The sequence below is a fragment of the Methanocorpusculum vombati genome, from assembly GCF_026891935.1.
Lineage (GTDB): Archaea > Halobacteriota > Methanomicrobia > Methanomicrobiales > Methanocorpusculaceae > Methanocorpusculum > Methanocorpusculum vombati.
In genome coordinates this window covers 57,980-73,994 of record NZ_JAPTGC010000005.1, presented here as the reverse complement: position 1 = coordinate 73,994, position 16,015 = coordinate 57,980, and the positions used below count along the sequence as shown (strand labels likewise).

Sequence of the window (16,015 nt, the reverse complement as noted above, 5' to 3'; positions counted from 1 at the left end):
TTTTTTGAAAATTATTTATGGGTTAAGTGGTAGGCGGGCAGGATGAAAAGTCGCCACAGATTTTCAAAAAAAAAATGATTCCAAAAAAATCCCCCCCCAAAAAAATATTCACTCTTTTCTCCGCTTCACTACACCTGTCGGCTGACGCTCTGCCGGCGCATCCGCATCAATCTCCACCGTAATACCGATCAGATACGCATTCATCCGATCAATCGCCTCACGGTTCTGCGTATCCGCCGACGCCGCACGCTGGTAACAGGAGTACGCCGTATCGCGGTCGCCGCGGAGATCATACACCTTACCCAGCTCCGTCAGCGCACGGCTGTCGGAAGGATGATCCGCAACATAACTTCCCAGAATCTTCAGCGCATCATCATACTTCCCGGCGCGGCGCTGATCAATACCCGCCTCAACCGCATCCCACGCATCACTCCCCCTTCGCTTGGGAGCCGGAATAAACGACGCAGCTTCACGTTTCTTGCGCTCAATCCGATCCTCAAGCTCCTTACTTGCCCGGCGGGGAACCTTTGCCGCAGACTCCTCCGCATCCCGCTCGCGCCGGAGCTTTCGCTCCGGCCCGGACTTCCCGGAACGGGACTTACGTTCACCCTCATGCTCACGCCGTGCTGCAACCGCCGCAGACTTCCGCTCGGCCACCCAGGCAGGAGGAGCGTCACTGCGCGACTTCTTCTCCGAAGACGACCCCGCCGGAGACTTCTTCCCGGCCATCCAGTCTGACTCCTTCTTCTCCGTCGCCCGGCGATCAGCCCGCCGCCGTTCCTTATCGCGCTCCTCCTCGGAACACTCGATCTCGGCTATCAGCTCCAGCGGATCCTCCATCACCCGCACCAGCCGGTCAATCTCCAGCAGCTTCTCCATCCCGATAAACTGCTCGGCCATCACCCGTCCCAGCGGCGAAAGCTCCAGCACCCCGCCATTCTTACGAACAAGCTTGTGCCGCAGAAGATCCGGCAGCGGATCCTCACCGCACCCCACCATACTCGCACCGACCTTCACGATATCTGCCTCACGACCACGACACACAATCGCATTTGCCGCAAACTCTTCCGATGTCTCCTCAATCTCATACACCGGTGCAACCTCCTCCATATCACCTTTCAGCAGCCGAATCGCAACCTCCTCCTCAGTCAGCTTCGTATCCCGCGAATACGACGCACCCGGCTCTGCGAGAACAACAACACGACCCAGATCATGGAAATCCGGTCTGCCCGCACGCCCCATCATCTGATGGAACTCCTGCACCGTCAGCCAGTTGATACCCATCGCAAGTGCATCAAAAATAACCTGCGACGCAGGAAAATCCACGCCTGCAGCAAGGGCCGCAGTCGTCACCACACAGGCAAGCTTCCCGTCCTCAAACTGCTTCTCCACCGCCCGCCGCTCCTGCGACGTAAGACCCGCATGATACGGCGCAGCAAGTTTCCCAATCGCATCCGCCACCGTATGGCACCGGGTACGGGCATTCGTAAAAATAATCGTCTGACCGCGGAACCCCTTCGACGAAGTCTTGTTGTACTCCTCAAAGACCAGCTTCTTCATATAGGGAACCTTCGCATCCTTCTCCGTAAAAATAAGATGCCGCTCCAGCGCAACCGGCCGGTCGGCATACGACACCAGTGTTGCCCCGAGCTTCTTGGCAAGCAGATGCGGCGACCCGATCGTTGCTGACAGATACAAAAACTGCGCCTTGGGCACAACATACTTCAGCCGGGCAATCAGCCCATCCAGCCGGTGACCGCGTTCCGGATCCTCCAGCATCTGCACCTCGTCAATCACCACCGTCCCGATGTTGTGCAGACCCGCACCCTTACGGAGAAGATTATCCACACCCTCATACGTACCGACCACAATCCCGCCGCCTGACCCACGGTTCCCGACGGGCCGGGTCTCCGGCAGATTCACGCGGGACACCCCCGTCATCACCGAAGTGGTTGCAACCCCCTCATACTTCTGGGAAAACCGGTCGTACTTCTGGTTCGCCAGCGCAACCAGCGGCACGAGGAAAAGCATCCGCCCGCGCTTCTCCAGATAATTCTTCAGTCCCGCCATCTCACCAATAAACGTTTTTCCGGAAGCCGTTGCCGCAACCACCAGCAGATCCTTTCCAAACAAAAGTCCCGCCTCAACCGCCCGCTGCTGGGCGGGCATGAGCGTTTCCACCCCGCAGACATCCACAAACTCACGGGGCAGCGGAAGATTCTCGATTCGTTCCGTCGGCGTCTGCTCGTGTGCCTCAAGCCGGTCAAACATCGTCTTCTTCGTATCCAGTGACTCCGGCTGAAGAATCGCCAGCACCATATCCAGATCGCGGTACTCCTCCAGCAGATCCTCAATATGGCTCTGGGTACGTTTCCCAAGCCGTTTGATGTGGGCAAGCTCGCGGCGCAGCTCGCGCTTGGCACAGTCCAGACAGACAAACTCCTGCCCGCACCGGATACGGGTCGTCTCGGAAAGCGGCGTAAGCCGGTCATCGAACATACAGGTCCGGCAGAGCGTAACCTTCTCCCACGGAATCTGCATACTGCGCAGAAAATCCTGAAACTCCGGCAGCGTCTCGGTCAGCTGCACCATGCCGTTCGCCCGCAGAACCGTAATCAGCTCTTTGGTTGGTGTCTTCTGGGCGTGGGACGTCCCCGGTCTTCGCACAAAAAACTCCGCCGGACGAATACCTTTGGACGTCTCCTCCAGCTCAACCGTTCCGACGTGTTTTATTTTTCCATTCTTTGAATCATCACAAAAATAGACTTTGTACCCTTTTTTATAGGGCTGAACAACGGTTACCACTTATTGACTCACCAGTTCATGTATCGTATAGGAAAGGCCTGCGGTCTCAAGCCGTTTCAGGAAATCCGTGAACTCCTCGTCCACGATAAGGATCAGACAGTGCATCCCGTGGAACGCCGCCTCGATCACTCCCTCCCGCGCACCAAAGAACATATCAGGATTGATCTTGGCATTCTTCAGTGCGAGGTACGCCTCAAGACCAACAGCCCCGATAACGTCGGCTTTTTTCACCAGAGGAAGAAGTTTGTCCGGAGAAATCATTTTGGATCCGCCGCGTTCGATCCGCGGCACCTTGGCAACATCCACCTTACCTTCGGTGTGATCGATGATACCCGCAAGACGGGCCACGCCGACATCCGCCCCGCAGGCAGCGTCCGCAATAACCATACCCATTGCGGTCTGCGGCTGACGGCCTGCATACAACCACCCTCCTTTCATATAGACACCAACAGAATCCCCGGCCTTCAGATCCGTATCGGCAATGGCAGCCCAGGTTGCAACCTGATGAATAATATCCCGGCGGACGTGACGGGCATACGCCTCCAGAACCTCGGCATTGTTTAAAACCCACTCAACACCTTTGTGCGTGACATAGTACCGCCCGCGTCCCTCAGCACTGATAAACCCGTCATTGGCAAGATCACGGACGTACTCGGATATCGCCTGCGGGGTAACGCCGAGTTTTTCGGCGATCTCCTGCTGGCGGATGGACGGCTGGTGTTCCGCGACTTCTACAAGGACCTGAAAACGTGTGGTCTCACGCTTACTTCTGAGTATATTGGATAAGGGATCGTCGGACATAAGTATCTTCCTGATTTCTGGTGCAGAAACCCTACACTTATATTGGTTGTAATTCTATAATGGTTTTTGAGTGAGTAAATGCGTTGCGGCAGAATCATAGTGCGCGGTATTGTTCAGGGTGTGGGGTTCCGCCCCTTTGTGTATGCGGCTGCCGTGCGGTTCGGCATCGCAGGAACAGTAATCAATCACGGGAGTGAAGTGGAGATTACCGCCTGCGGCGACCGGTTTGATGCATTCTGCCGTGAGGTATCGGCAGGGCCGAAGATGGCCGTGGTGGACTCGGTAACCGTTGAACCGCTGCCGGAAGAAGCGGTCGTCGGGGACGGATTTTCGATTCTGCCGAGCGCGGACGGGGCGCGGACAGGATTCATCCCGGCTGACATTGCAACCTGCGACGCCTGCCTTGCCGACATTATGAACCCGGCAAGCCGGTATTATGGATACTGGGCAACTTCCTGCACGGACTGCGGGCCGCGGTACAGTATTATCCATGCAGTTCCCTACGACCGCGAACGGACCGCAATGGATGTGTTCCCTCCCTGCGGGGACTGTTCTGCGGAGTACGAAAGCCCGCAGAGCCGCAGGCATCATGCGCAGACGATTGCATGCAGCAGCTGCGGACCGAAACTGTCACTGCTGACCGCCTCGGGAGGGGAGGTTGCAACCGACGATCCGATCCGGACCGCTGCGGAACTGCTGGATGCAGGACACATCGTTGCCGTCCGCGGCGTGGGCGGGTATCATATCTGCTGCATCGAGGAAGAGGCAGGCCGCTTAAAACAGCTGCTCGGAAGACCACATCAGTCGCTTGCCGTGATGATGCGGCCGGAGTCGCTCAAAGAGTATGTGGTCCCGCCGACGGATGCGGAACGGGAGATGCTGAAAGGACCGGTGCATCCGATTATGATTCTGGATAAAGTGGACCCGGTATCGCATACGGAGTTGTCGGAACTGCATAATCTCGGCGTAATGCTACCTTATACGGGTCTGCATCATCTGCTGTTCGGACATCTGAACCACCCGCTGCTGGTGATGACGAGCGCGAACGCGCCGGGGACGCCGATGATCACGGAGACATCCTACATCTCCGAACGGATGGGAACGGTTGCAGAGTATATCCTCTCGCATGACCGGGAGATTGTGAACCGGTGCGATGATTCGGTGGTGCGGGACGGGTATATTATCCGGCTGTCGCGTGGTCTTGCACCGCTGCGGACGGCGATGGATCTCGGAGACAGGCAGATCCTTGGTGTGGGGCCGGAGCTGAACGCAAACGCAACGATCTATAAAGGTGGGTTTGTGGTGACGTCGCCGCATATCGGCAACATCCGCAATCCTCCGACCGTTGCGTATCTGGAAGAGACCATTGCAAAGCTGTGTTCCCTGACGGGAGCAAAACCGGAGATCATTGCGCATGATCTGCATCCTCAGTTTCTGAGTACCCGCCTTGCCCATGCGCTTGCAGAGGAGTCAGGGGCAGTGCTCTGCCCGGTGCAGCACCACTGTGCGCATATTGCATCCGTGACAACGGAAGAGGTGGTCGGCATTGCAATTGACGGTGTGGGATACGGAACCGATGCAACGATCTGGGGCGGCGAGATTCTGACCGGGTCACCGGCGGACGGGTATGTCCGGACCGGACATCTGGAGCAGGTGCTGATGCCGGGCGGCGATCTTGCCACGAAGTTTCCGGAACGGATGCTGTATGGAATTTTACCGGATGATGCTACGCTCTCCCTGCTTGCGGAGCGCGGCTGGGACGCGGTATCACTCCGGGTGCTTGCGCAGACGGTGACAAAACGGTTCAACAGCCCCGCGACCACGTCAACTGGCCGTGTGCTGGATGCGGCTGCGGCGCTTCTCGGAGTCTGCCGCGAGCGCACCTACGACGGGGAACCGTCCATGGTTCTTGAAGCATATGCCGCACGGGGAACACCGCAGCCGCTGGAGGTCAGGATTGCATCCGGCAGCGGCGGGGCTGATGTCCTGCTGACCTCGGAGATTTTGCGGGACGTCCGGGGCCGGCTTGCTTGCGGCATGGGAACCGCGGATGCGGCGGCGACGATCCAGACAGCGCTTGCAAAGGGTATTGCGGAGCTTGCGGTCCGGTCGGCGGAACGGACCGGTATCCGGACAGCTGCACTATCTGGCGGTGTCGCCATTAACCGGTCGATCCGCGAGACGATTCTTGCAGAACTCGCACGGGCCGAGATCCCCTGCCTGATCAATCCCCAGTATCCGTTCGGGGACGGATGCATCTCCTGCGGTCAGGTGGTAACGGCAGGTGTTCTTGCACAAGAAGGGAAAATATGACGATCCCGATAAAATCCCGCACACCGGCATATGCACAGGAAAACGGGTCGATTCTGATCGATGTCCATATCAGCAGTATGGATCAGTTCTATAATCTGCTGGACCCCTCGCCCGAAGAGGAAAAGGATCTGGACGAGGAGACGGAGACCTATATCCGCAATGCGGTGGAGGATCTGACACCGGATGAACGGAAACGGGCACGGATTGTGCTGTATCTTTCTCCGCACCTGTACCAGAACAGCAGTACCCGGAAAAACATGGAACGGGCGGTGACAGCCAACTTTGCATACCGTCTCTACCATGAAAACCGGAAATATGCATTTGCTCTGGAACGGGGCAGACGGTACCTCCTCCGCGGTCTGATCTTCCTTGTACTCTGTCTGGTTATCAGCAGTGTGTTTACCCGTATCTTCGAGGAGAATGATGTCAATCTTGCCCTTGCCCAGAGTTTTGTGATCATCGGCTGGGTGGCGCTGTGGAAACCCGTTGAATTTTATCTGTATGACCGGCGGGATCTTCTGGACGATCTTGCGGTGCTGGAAGCACTGACCGCAATGCCGGTTGAGTCACGGAAGGGAACAACGGTACCGGAGAATGAAACACTGGTACTGATGTAATATAGGATAAAAAGCAAAAAAAACATATTTCCCGGAAAAATCCGGGACCATTTACTCCTCGATTTTTCGGAAAAGACCGGGTTTGCTCTTCGGAATCATACAGGTAGGACACTTCCATGTATCCGGAATATCCTCATACTTTGTTCCGGCCGGAATACCATGCTTCGGATCGCCCAGATCCTCATCATAGATATACGCACAGAAAATGCACAGATATTTTGCCATAAACTGATTTCACCCGACAAAAATAAATATTCTCGGTTTCAGGCACTTTTTTTCTTCTCTTCCATCTCCTCACGGATCTCGTCAATGTACATAATATCGTCGCAGTGTTTTCCACACAGACAATAGCCGTGCTTGTCCACCGCATACACCGGATAACGGACAACATCCTCAGGCACCGGCGTCGCCGTCATCCGGCTCAGGTTCAGAAGATCCTCTGGCCGGTAGCCAATCGTTTTGCACACATGATTGAAATCACGGACCCAGCCGCGGAGATCACGCACATCATTCATATCCCACTTAAAGATCTGATACAGCAGCATGTACGCATCACGTTCCAGAATAACCTGCGACAGTTCTTGGCTCTGGCTGAAATAGAAATCAAGGAACGTCCGCACATCCCGCACCTGCTGCGCAGACTCGTACGTTGCAGCCCGCATCTCGCGTGCGGTACCAATACGATCCTCATCATCCAGTTTTCCGCCAAGGCGCCCGACTTCCTTGGAAATATCCTTCAGATCCAGCTCAATATTCTCCAGATCCCCGAGAACATCTTCGAACTTCTTATACAGCTCGACGCCGAAGAATGCCTCCATGTATTCGCTGTGCTTCGTCATTGTAAAGATAATTAACTCACAATTCTATATAAACCATTACTTCGGGCACATCGGTAGAAATAAATATCAATTTTCCATCAATCAGCCCTGATATAAGATACGTTGTAACCTTTATAGAGAATAAAAACCAAAGTCTCCAGCAACCACATGCCATCCCTTGATCCCGAATCTATCAGAAACGACTTTCCGATCCTTGCAAAACTTGTCTACCTCGACAACGCTGCAACGTCCCTTTCACCGCGTCAGGTAGTTGAAGCGCAGGTAACTGCCGAGTACCATTACCGCGCCAATGTCGGCCGCGGCATTCACCGTCTGTCCCGGATGGCAACCCATCAGTATCAGGATGCACGGGAAACCGTCAGGCAGTTCCTCGGCGGCGGGCAGGGAACTCTTGTCTTCACCAAAAATACTACGGAGGCAACAAATATTGTTGCCCAGGGACTGAACTGGAAAAAGACCGATCGCATCACCACGGTTCTTCAGGACCACCACTCCAACCTCCTTCCCTGGTACCGGCTCAAAAACGAGGGGAGGGTTGCAGGTATTGATACGGTTCCGCTCAACGACGGAGTGATCGAGTCATCGGACATTGAAGCATGCATCACGCCTGAGACACGGCTCGTTGCCGTAGGTCATGCATCAAATGTGTTTGGAACGATTGCACCGGTAAAAGCCATTGCCGATGTCTGCCGGGACCATGACGTTGCCCTCCTGATCGATGGGGCACAGACCGCGCCGCATCTGCACATCGATCTTGAGGAGATAGGATGTGATTTCTTCTGCTTCTCCGGCCACAAGATGCTCGGGCCTATGGGTACGGGGGGGCTTTGGATCTCTGATGCGGTCTCCGAAGAAAATATTCCCCGTCCGCTCTTTGCCGGCGGCGGGATGGTGGATTGTGTGGAAGGTACTGCGTTTACCCCGGTGACCGGACCGGGACGCTACGAGGCAGGAACACCGAATGTTATCGGTGCAGTTGGTCTGGCTGCGGCAGTCCGGTATCTGTCCCGTCTTGGGATGGAGAATGTGGGCCGCCACAGTGCGGCACTTGCCCGCCGGATGCTGTCCGGTTTGTCGGAGATCCCGGGTGTCCGGGTGTATACCCCGGCTGATGCCCCGCTCATCGGCACCGTCTCTTTCACCGTGGATGGTGTCCACCCCCACGAAGTTGCGTATTTCCTTGATGAGGCCGCAGGCATCATGGTCCGTTCCGGTGAGCACTGCTGTCAGCCGCTCATGCATGCTCTCGGCCTCAATGGCGGAACAGTCCGTGCAAGTGCATACTGCTACAACACCGAGGATGACATCGATATGCTGATTGCAACAACCGAAGAAATTGCCGGAATGGTGAGATAATCATGACAAACCTGAAAAATGAAACCCCCGTACAGATTATTGTCAATGGTCGTGCCGCAATGACTCTTATGACCTCGACAGAGAACCCGACCGATCTCGTTGTCGGCCAGCTCTACACCGAACGTGTTATTGAAACCTATGCAGATATCAGTTCGATGCACACCGATGGTCTGCAAACCAGCGTTGTCACCGTCAATCCCTTTGAGATTCTTCTTTCGCGAAAGACCGTCCTTGCCGGATGCGGTGGTGCATCCTCTTTCCTTGACTCAGGAAAACTTGGAACCATCACATCAGACCTTGCAGTGTCAGAACACCAGCTTCGCAAAAGTGCAGGAGCTCTCCCAGAAACCTGCTGGCACAGCGCGGCACTCTTCACAGAGGACGGAACCCTTCTCACCACGGCAGAGGATCTCACCTCTCAGAACGCAGCAGACCGTATCATCGGCTGGGGTCTCGCACACAACACTGATTTTTCCAGAACGTATCTCCTCTTTTCGGGGAACATCGTTGCAGAAACGGTCCGGAAAACGGTCATCGCAAAAATACCCCTCGCAGCAACCGATGCGGAGGTAACCTCCGCATCGGTTGCTGCGGCAGACGATGCAGGACTGGCCCTGCACCGGATCACCGGAGACACGGTTGTTACCCTCGGAAAAATTAGCCGCTGCACCCCCTGAACAGCTCCATTTTTTGCAATCCGGAATAGGAATGCCGGGTCGCGTTCCATATAAATTACTTGTGATAGGTATATTAATTAGAATAAATTCAAAGATCCGCACAAGATACACTATAAAATCATTTCCACCAACATTGATAATGAATCCATTCGAATAGGAAATACAGCTATGGTAGCTAATAGTTCTGAAGAAAAAAAAGGTCTGGACTCTTACCTGAAGATGCCGCTCGTTGGCGGGGCCGTCATCGGCTTTGCCGCAGCCCTCATCCAGGCCCTTCTGTTCGCCGCAGGCGGACCACAGGCATACGGATTCTGTGTCGCATGCCACAGTCGTGACTTAATCAACTACGTTTACAACTCCCTCACCGGAAGCAACCTCTTCCTTGCACCCTTCTCGGCAAACCCTGTTGCTGCAGGAACCCTGCCGGTCTTAACCATCATCGGGGTCCTCATCGGTGCCGTTGCCGCCGCACTGCTCTACAAAGAGTTCCGTGTCAAGAAAGGTGACGCAAAGAGCTACGTTGTCTACGGAATCGGCGGAATTCTGTTCATGATCTTCGCTCTCTGTATGGGAGCGTGCCCGTACCGTCTTGCACTTCGTATCGGCTACGGTGATCTCGTCGCAGTCTTCGGACTTATCGCAATCATCGTCGGCATCTACATCGGCATCAAGATTGCGCTCAAGAGAATGGAGGCCTGAACCATGGTAGAAGGATTCTTAATCGCAAAGGAAAGTGCAGTCCTCCTCGTCCCGATTGCAACGATCATTCTTGGTCTCATTATCGGCTGGCTCTGCCAGAGAAGTGGATTCTGTTCCATCGGTGGAATTCGCGACTTCATCCTCTTCCGCCAGACCCGGCTGTTAAAAGGATACATCGCCTTAATTATCTCCGCATTCGTCTTCTACCTCATCTTCTCCTTCATCGTCCCGGCAGCAATTCCGAAGTTCCTCTGGTGCATGCAGGACGGCCAGCTCCTTACCGCAATCGGCGGAGCACCTGCGGTCAGCGCAGCAGGAGTTATCGTCCTCATGATCATCGGCGGTATCTTCGTCGGACTTATCGGAACACTTCTTGGAGGATGCCCGCTCCGTCAGCTTGTAATGACCTCGGAAGGAAATCTCAAATCTCTGGTCTTTGTAATCGGCATGCTTGCCGGAGCAGTTATCTTTACGGCACTTGTCTCCCCATGGATCATTGAGGTGTTTAAAGCAATCGGCCTTTAAGGTGAAGTAACCATGACTCATACATTAGATATTACCGGGAAAGTCTGTCCGATCTGTCTTCTGACCGTGGACAAAGAGCTGAAGAAACTGTCGTCCGGAGAAGACCTTGTTGTGGTATGCGATCATGCACCCGCAGCCACAGCGTCAATTCCCGAGTACTGCGGAGACAGACACTTCGGATGCAGTGTCAAACTGATTGAAAACGGACTTTGGGAAATCACTATCACTAAGAACTGAGAAACCAAATGGGTTAGGATGATACCTGACTTCCGTGAAGAATCGTGTACCTATCTGATGCTGAGGCTGAAAGTTGCCCTGAAAAAAGAAAAAGGTGCTTTCAGTTTTCTCGGAACATCGACACAGGTAAAAACAGTGGAAGGGGCGTTCCCGAAATCAGGGTATGCAGTTGATGTGACCTGCCGGGAAGAGAAAGATACCTATCTCATTACATTAACCCCTTTCTCCAAAAAACAAGAATGATAATATGCTGAATAATATTGATATAGCACAGGTAAAGCAATACGAAGCTGAAATAAAGGCTGACGACAATGAAGCGCTGTTCACGACCAAGATGACCGGAACCTGGCAGTTCGATGAGAACGGCCCGCAGTTTACGGCAGACGCAAAGACCGATGCAGGACCGGTTACCTTCGCGTTAGCCCATCCGAATTTCGAGAAGCTCGGCAACTATCCGTCACCGATGGCATACGGCCTGTTCTGGATCTGCGGATGTGCTTCGGCTACGTTCATGACAGCTGCCGCAAAAAGAGGTATCAAGATCGATGCCCTGCACACCGACATCGAAGCAGACCTCGATTATCATGCGCAGTTCCAGCTCGGAACACAGCCTCTGGTCGGCGCATACAGAGTTACGTTCAATGTAACAAGTGCACAGGCAACCGATGAAGAGATCGAAAGCCTGAAACAGGCGGCTTATAACGGGTGTATGGCACTGTTTACCGTGAGAACCGCAATCCCGTTAACCGTTTCCGCAAAGAGAGCATGACGCTCCCTTCCTATTTTTCCATTCCCGACACGCTTGACTGTGCTCAATTAAAAACGCAGGCGGAAGAGCTTTTCAACAGCGGACAATTTTATTGTTCGGAGGTTGTGGTAAAAATAATCAGAGATACCTTCTGTCCGTCCGTTTCGGATGAGATTATCGCTGCCGCGTCAGGTTTTCCTGTGGGTATGGGAGGCGGAGGGTGCACGTGCGGGGCTGTGGCAGGAGGAGTTATGGCTCTCGGCCTTATCTTCGGCAGAACACGACCCGGGGAAAAAGTACAGTCAGCAGAGTGTATGAAATATGCCCGTGAGCTTCACGACAGATTCCGGAAAGAGAATAAATCGGTGTGCTGCCGTGTGCTGACAAAAAATATGCTCGCGGATTCACCGGAGCATACAAAACAGTGTGCCGAACTCACGGGTGAGGTTGTTGAAATTGTCACCGGGATCATTCTCAGAGAAGCAAAAGCACCGTAAGTGTGGTATCCGGACCGTATTTCACTCCCTGGGAAAACCAAATCTGTCCAGCAAACCATGAGTCTGGTCGGACAGATCTCACACCATTACCGTAAAGACAATTCTTTTATCATCCCCTCTCCAATGATCGAGGTACAATGGCAGATCCGAATCTCTATCTCAAAGGTGGTGTTATCCCCGAACGGGATAATGAACACTATATTATCCGGCTCCGGACACCCGCCGGCATGCTGGGCGTGGAGGCTCTCGCGGGAATTGCGAAGATCGCAAAAAAATACGGAGTTACGGATACACATTTAACCACACGGCAGACGATTGAGCTGCTTCATGTGAGTCCGGAGGTCTTAGACGGTCTTCTTGCGGCTCTTGAGAAGAACGGAACGCCGATCGGTGCAGAGCGGAATGAGGTTGTAAATGTTACCGCGTGCCTCGGGAATGCGAACTGTAAATATTCTGTCATCGATACGCTTTCCCTTGCCAGAAAACTGGATGAGCGGCATTTCGGCAAGGAGATGCCGGTAAAGGTCCGTATTGCTATCTCCGGTTGTCCGAACGGATGTACCAGTGAGCGGTTGAATGAGATCGGCATCACCGGACTCCGCCGCCCGATACGAAACGAAGGACTTTGTACCGGTTGCGGAACCTGCGGGTACTACTGCCGTGAGAATGCAATCATGATCGAAAACGGAAAGCTCCGGCTGAACCAGGGAGACTGTATGCTCTGCGGGTTCTGTATTCATGCCTGTCCTTTCCAGTACATTAACTTCGAGGATCCGCTCTATCTGATTACACTCGGCGGCAGACGCGGACGCCATCCGAAGATCGGAAGAACATTCTATATTGCACGTTCCGAGGACGATGTTGTGGAGATTGTGGGGAAGATTATCTACTGGATTTTCCGGAGTATTGCATCGGATAAGATGCTTCCCGAACAGCTGACTGATGAGGAGTTCGCAGAGTTCCGCGAGAAGGTTATGAAGAGTGTAAAACCGCTCGGTATTGAGGGTGTGGATCCGACCAACGCGTACTGCCTCCAGCAGCACTAATTCATTCTTTTTTCTGAGCCGGAGATGTTTCCGGAACGTCGACAATTATTTAATAAACACCGATCAACGCAGAATCACTTAATAAAGACAGCATACAAATATAAATACATGAAATCAGACTCCAAAATATACGAAATGGGCGGAGTAATAACCGAGGCGGACGGAGAACACTGTACCGTCCGGCTGCGGATGCCTGCCGGCATCGCAACCGCCGATCAGGTCATCGCCGCAGCAGAGCTCGCCAAAAAATACGGAACAAACGAACTTCACTTCACCACCCGGCAAACGCTTGAAATTCCGCACATTCCCGCAGATAGACTTCCCTCCTTTTATGAAGATCTTGTCGCCACAGGAAACAACGTCGGTGCCGAACGCGGAGAAATCGTCAACATCACCGCATGCCCCGGGACGGAACGGTGCAAATTCGCCAATATTGATGCAGTCGGCATGGCAAAGAAGATCGATGCCAAATACTTCGGTAAGGACATGCCCGGCAAAGTCCGTATCGCCATCTCTGCATGCCCCAATGCCTGTACCAGTGAAACTCTCAATGAAATCGGGATCACCGGCATCTGTACACCCGTCCGCCAGCCCGGCTACTGTACCGGCTGCGGGACCTGTGTCCAGTACTGTCAGGAAGATGCACTCAGTGTCCGGGAAGGAAAAATCATCATGGATGACGGCAGTTGTGTGGACTGCGGAACCTGTGTCCGCTCCTGTATCTATGGAATTCTCGAATCAAAACCGGTCTCCTATCGTATCACCTTCGGCGGCAGACGCGGACGTCATCCCAAAGTCGGTACACATCTGATAACCGTGAACACCGAGGAGTCAGCCCTGCAGGTCATTGATCTGATCGTTGACTGGATCTACCGGTACGCGAGATTTGACCGACCCATCATCCAGCAGATCGGATCAGATCTTGATATGGAAGAGTTCAAAACACATCTGCGGAAAAAAATCCCCACGGAAACAATCGTTCTTTGAAAAAGGTTTGCGGGCAGGATGAGGGAAACCGTCACACAATAGCGCAAACACCCACGAAGACCGGGACTAAAACCCCCACTTTTTCAGAACAGTCCCCCTCACCCAGAAAAACTCCACGGGCATTATCACCCGTTTCCGATAGGTGTTTCTCTTTCCGACATCAAGTACTACACTATCACCATGTACCCATCCCCCATCTCCGGAGGCCGCATCCAATGATCCCGCTTACCGGCCTCATAACTGATCTCCGTACCCGCAACGCAAAACGCGTCGCTGTCCAGCTTCCCGAAGGACTCAAGCGAGGAACCGCAATGCTTGCCAAAGCACTCCGCGACGAAGGATTTGACGTAACCATCTGCGGTGACGCATGCTGGGGCGCATGCGACCTCGCACTTGACGCCCTCGCCGATGCCGACGTCCTCGTCCACATCGGCCACACACCCGTCACCCCGGAGGAAAACGTCATCTACATCCCGTTCCGGCAGGACATAAACCCGGACATCCTCGCCTCCGCCCTCCCGGCACTTGCCCCTTATTCCCGCATCGGCATCGTCACCACCATCCAGCACGCCCACCAGACCGAAGACATGCGCCGCTGGCTCGCAGAACACGGCATCACCGCCGTCATCGGCAAGGGCTCCTCCCGCACCCCGCAGCCCGGACAGATACTCGGCTGCACCTACGCCGCCGCAAAATCCGCAGATGCAGATGCATACCTCTTCGTTGGAACCGGCGTCTTCCACGCAATCGGCGTCTCACTTGCAACCGGCAAACCCACCTTCGCCCTCGACCCGTACGGCGACGGCGGCGTACAGGAAGTCTCCGCCGACCGCCTGCTCCGCAAACGGTTTGTACAGATAGAAAAAGCAAAAACCGCCGAAACATTCGGCATACTGCTCTCCGGCAAATCCGGGCAGTGCCGGAAAGAACTTGCCCGCCGTCTTGCCGCGCTCACCGACAAAGCCTCCATCATCCTCATCCGCGAAGTCTCCGAGATGCAGCTGCGCAACCTCGGCTTCGACGCATACGTAAACACCGCCTGTCCCCGGCTCGCCCTGGACGATCAGAGCCGGTTTCCGATGCCGGTCCTCTCCCCGGCGGAGTTTGAGATCGTTCTCGGACTCCGCAGCTGGGACGACTACGCAATTGACGAGATAGCATAACCATGAAACTCCGCCAGCTTGAAATGCAGCTGCAGAAAGTCCGCGGATTCACCCGTCCGCGTTCTGATGCGGAACAGTACATGACGCCCGCCCCGCTTGCCGCCCGGATGCTGTATCACGCGGCAATGAACGGTGACATCGCAGACCTCCGGGTCTGCGATCTCGGATGCGGTACCGGCATGCTCTCCATCGCAGCCGCACTGCTCGGCGCAGACGTCATCGCAGTTGACTTCGACACCGCGGCTCTTGCCGCTGCCCGGGAAAACGCGGAACTCTTTGGAGTGGACATCACCTTTGCCGAGGTCCGTATCGGCGATGCGGACCCCGGCATCACCGCCGACACTGTTATCATGAACCCGCCGTTCGGCGCACAAAAGGAACACGCCGACCGTCCCTTCATCGACGCAGCCCTCCGAATTGCGCCGGTGTGCTACGGCATCTTCAACGCAGGCAGCATTCCATTCCTCGCCGCCTATACTAAAGGCCGTGCCGAAATCGTAGAAAAAATATCCGCACAGCTGACAATTCCCAAACAGTTTGCGTTCCACACCAGGGAATCCCTGGAAATTTCGGTAGAGATAGCACATTTTGAGCGCATCGTATGTCCCATCGAATAAACTAATTTTAGAAAATCTTAAGCAGTAATAAATACAACAGAAATATAGCCCCATGTGGTGATGAAATCGCTGAAATCGTCACAACAGT

General features: G+C 54.3%; 18 protein-coding genes. 14 read left to right on the top strand and 4 right to left on the bottom strand.

Annotated elements, in window-relative coordinates:
- Positions 1-108 precede the first annotated feature (108 nt).
- The gene (locus O0S09_RS04665; protein ID WP_268922803.1) at positions 109-2,805 is read right to left on the bottom strand and encodes a DEAD/DEAH box helicase; all 2,697 of its coding nucleotides are present in this window, start codon (positions 2,803-2,805) and stop codon (positions 109-111) included.
- The gene (locus O0S09_RS04660; protein WP_268922802.1) at positions 2,806-3,606 is read right to left on the bottom strand and encodes a DUF7839 domain-containing protein; all 801 of its coding nucleotides are present in this window, start codon (positions 3,604-3,606) and stop codon (positions 2,806-2,808) included.
- A 78-nt stretch (positions 3,607-3,684) separates the two neighbouring features.
- Between O0S09_RS04660 and hypF the strand changes: the two genes are divergently transcribed.
- Together hypF and O0S09_RS04650 are read left to right on the top strand one after the other, a co-directional pair.
- Positions 3,685-5,919, top strand: a complete 2,235-nt coding sequence (gene hypF / locus O0S09_RS04655; RefSeq protein ID WP_268922801.1) for a carbamoyltransferase HypF — start codon at positions 3,685-3,687, stop codon at positions 5,917-5,919.
- Positions 5,916-6,536 carry a hypothetical protein gene (locus O0S09_RS04650; RefSeq protein WP_268922800.1) on the top strand — a complete coding sequence of 207 codons (621 nt, stop codon included), beginning with the start codon at positions 5,916-5,918 and terminating at the stop codon, positions 6,534-6,536. The genes hypF and O0S09_RS04650 overlap by 4 nt, the downstream gene beginning before the upstream one ends.
- A 51-nt stretch (positions 6,537-6,587) precedes the next feature.
- Here O0S09_RS04650 and O0S09_RS04645 read toward each other — a convergent pair whose 3' ends face one another.
- Positions 6,588-6,761: a rubredoxin gene (locus tag O0S09_RS04645; RefSeq protein ID WP_268922799.1), complete on the bottom strand. Its 174-nt coding sequence runs from the start codon at positions 6,759-6,761 to the stop codon at positions 6,588-6,590.
- Positions 6,762-6,799: 38 nt separating this feature from the next.
- On the bottom strand, positions 6,800-7,375 hold the full coding sequence (locus O0S09_RS04640) for a hypothetical protein (RefSeq protein ID WP_268922798.1): 576 nt from the start codon (positions 7,373-7,375) through the stop codon (positions 6,800-6,802).
- Between the two features lie 147 nt (positions 7,376-7,522).
- On the opposite strand from O0S09_RS04640, the gene O0S09_RS04635 reads away from it, so the two are divergent.
- From O0S09_RS04635 to O0S09_RS04580, 12 genes are all read left to right on the top strand, one after another.
- Positions 7,523-8,731 (top strand): aminotransferase class V-fold PLP-dependent enzyme, encoded by a 1,209-nt coding sequence (locus O0S09_RS04635; protein ID WP_268922797.1) that lies wholly within the window; start codon positions 7,523-7,525, stop codon positions 8,729-8,731.
- A 2-nt stretch (positions 8,732-8,733) separates the two neighbouring features.
- Positions 8,734-9,408 carry a formate dehydrogenase accessory sulfurtransferase FdhD gene (locus O0S09_RS04630; protein ID WP_268922796.1) on the top strand — a complete coding sequence of 225 codons (675 nt, stop codon included), beginning with the start codon at positions 8,734-8,736 and terminating at the stop codon, positions 9,406-9,408.
- A 168-nt stretch (positions 9,409-9,576) separates the two neighbouring features.
- On the top strand, positions 9,577-10,107 hold the full coding sequence (locus O0S09_RS04625) for a YeeE/YedE thiosulfate transporter family protein (protein WP_268922795.1): 531 nt from the start codon (positions 9,577-9,579) through the stop codon (positions 10,105-10,107).
- Positions 10,108-10,110: 3 nt separating this feature from the next.
- Positions 10,111-10,632 carry a YeeE/YedE thiosulfate transporter family protein gene (locus tag O0S09_RS04620; protein WP_268922794.1) on the top strand — a complete coding sequence of 174 codons (522 nt, stop codon included), beginning with the start codon at positions 10,111-10,113 and terminating at the stop codon, positions 10,630-10,632.
- Positions 10,633-10,644: 12 nt separating this feature from the next.
- Complete coding sequence (locus tag O0S09_RS04615) at positions 10,645-10,869, top strand: sulfurtransferase TusA family protein (protein ID WP_268922793.1); 225 nt, start codon at positions 10,645-10,647, stop codon at positions 10,867-10,869.
- 18 nt (positions 10,870-10,887) lie between these two features.
- Positions 10,888-11,112: a hypothetical protein gene (locus O0S09_RS04610; RefSeq protein ID WP_268922792.1), complete on the top strand. Its 225-nt coding sequence runs from the start codon at positions 10,888-10,890 to the stop codon at positions 11,110-11,112.
- A 4-nt stretch (positions 11,113-11,116) separates the two neighbouring features.
- Positions 11,117-11,638, top strand: coding sequence for an OsmC family protein (locus tag O0S09_RS04605; RefSeq protein ID WP_268922791.1), 522 nt, complete (start codon positions 11,117-11,119; stop codon positions 11,636-11,638).
- Positions 11,635-12,114, top strand: coding sequence for a C-GCAxxG-C-C family (seleno)protein (locus O0S09_RS04600; RefSeq protein ID WP_268922790.1), 480 nt, complete (start codon positions 11,635-11,637; stop codon positions 12,112-12,114). Before O0S09_RS04605 ends, O0S09_RS04600 begins: the two co-directional genes overlap by 4 nt.
- Positions 12,115-12,251: 137 nt before the next feature.
- Positions 12,252-13,160, top strand: a complete 909-nt coding sequence (locus tag O0S09_RS04595) for a 4Fe-4S dicluster domain-containing protein (RefSeq protein ID WP_268922789.1) — start codon at positions 12,252-12,254, stop codon at positions 13,158-13,160.
- Between the two features lie 108 nt (positions 13,161-13,268).
- Positions 13,269-14,147 (top strand): 4Fe-4S dicluster domain-containing protein, encoded by an 879-nt coding sequence (locus O0S09_RS04590; RefSeq protein ID WP_268922788.1) that lies wholly within the window; start codon positions 13,269-13,271, stop codon positions 14,145-14,147.
- A gap of 215 nt (positions 14,148-14,362) precedes the next feature.
- Complete coding sequence (gene dph2, locus O0S09_RS04585; protein WP_268922787.1) at positions 14,363-15,310, top strand: diphthamide biosynthesis enzyme Dph2; 948 nt, start codon at positions 14,363-14,365, stop codon at positions 15,308-15,310.
- 2 nt (positions 15,311-15,312) lie between these two features.
- Complete coding sequence (locus O0S09_RS04580) at positions 15,313-15,927, top strand: METTL5 family protein (RefSeq protein ID WP_268922786.1); 615 nt, start codon at positions 15,313-15,315, stop codon at positions 15,925-15,927.
- Positions 15,928-16,015 lie beyond the last annotated feature (88 nt).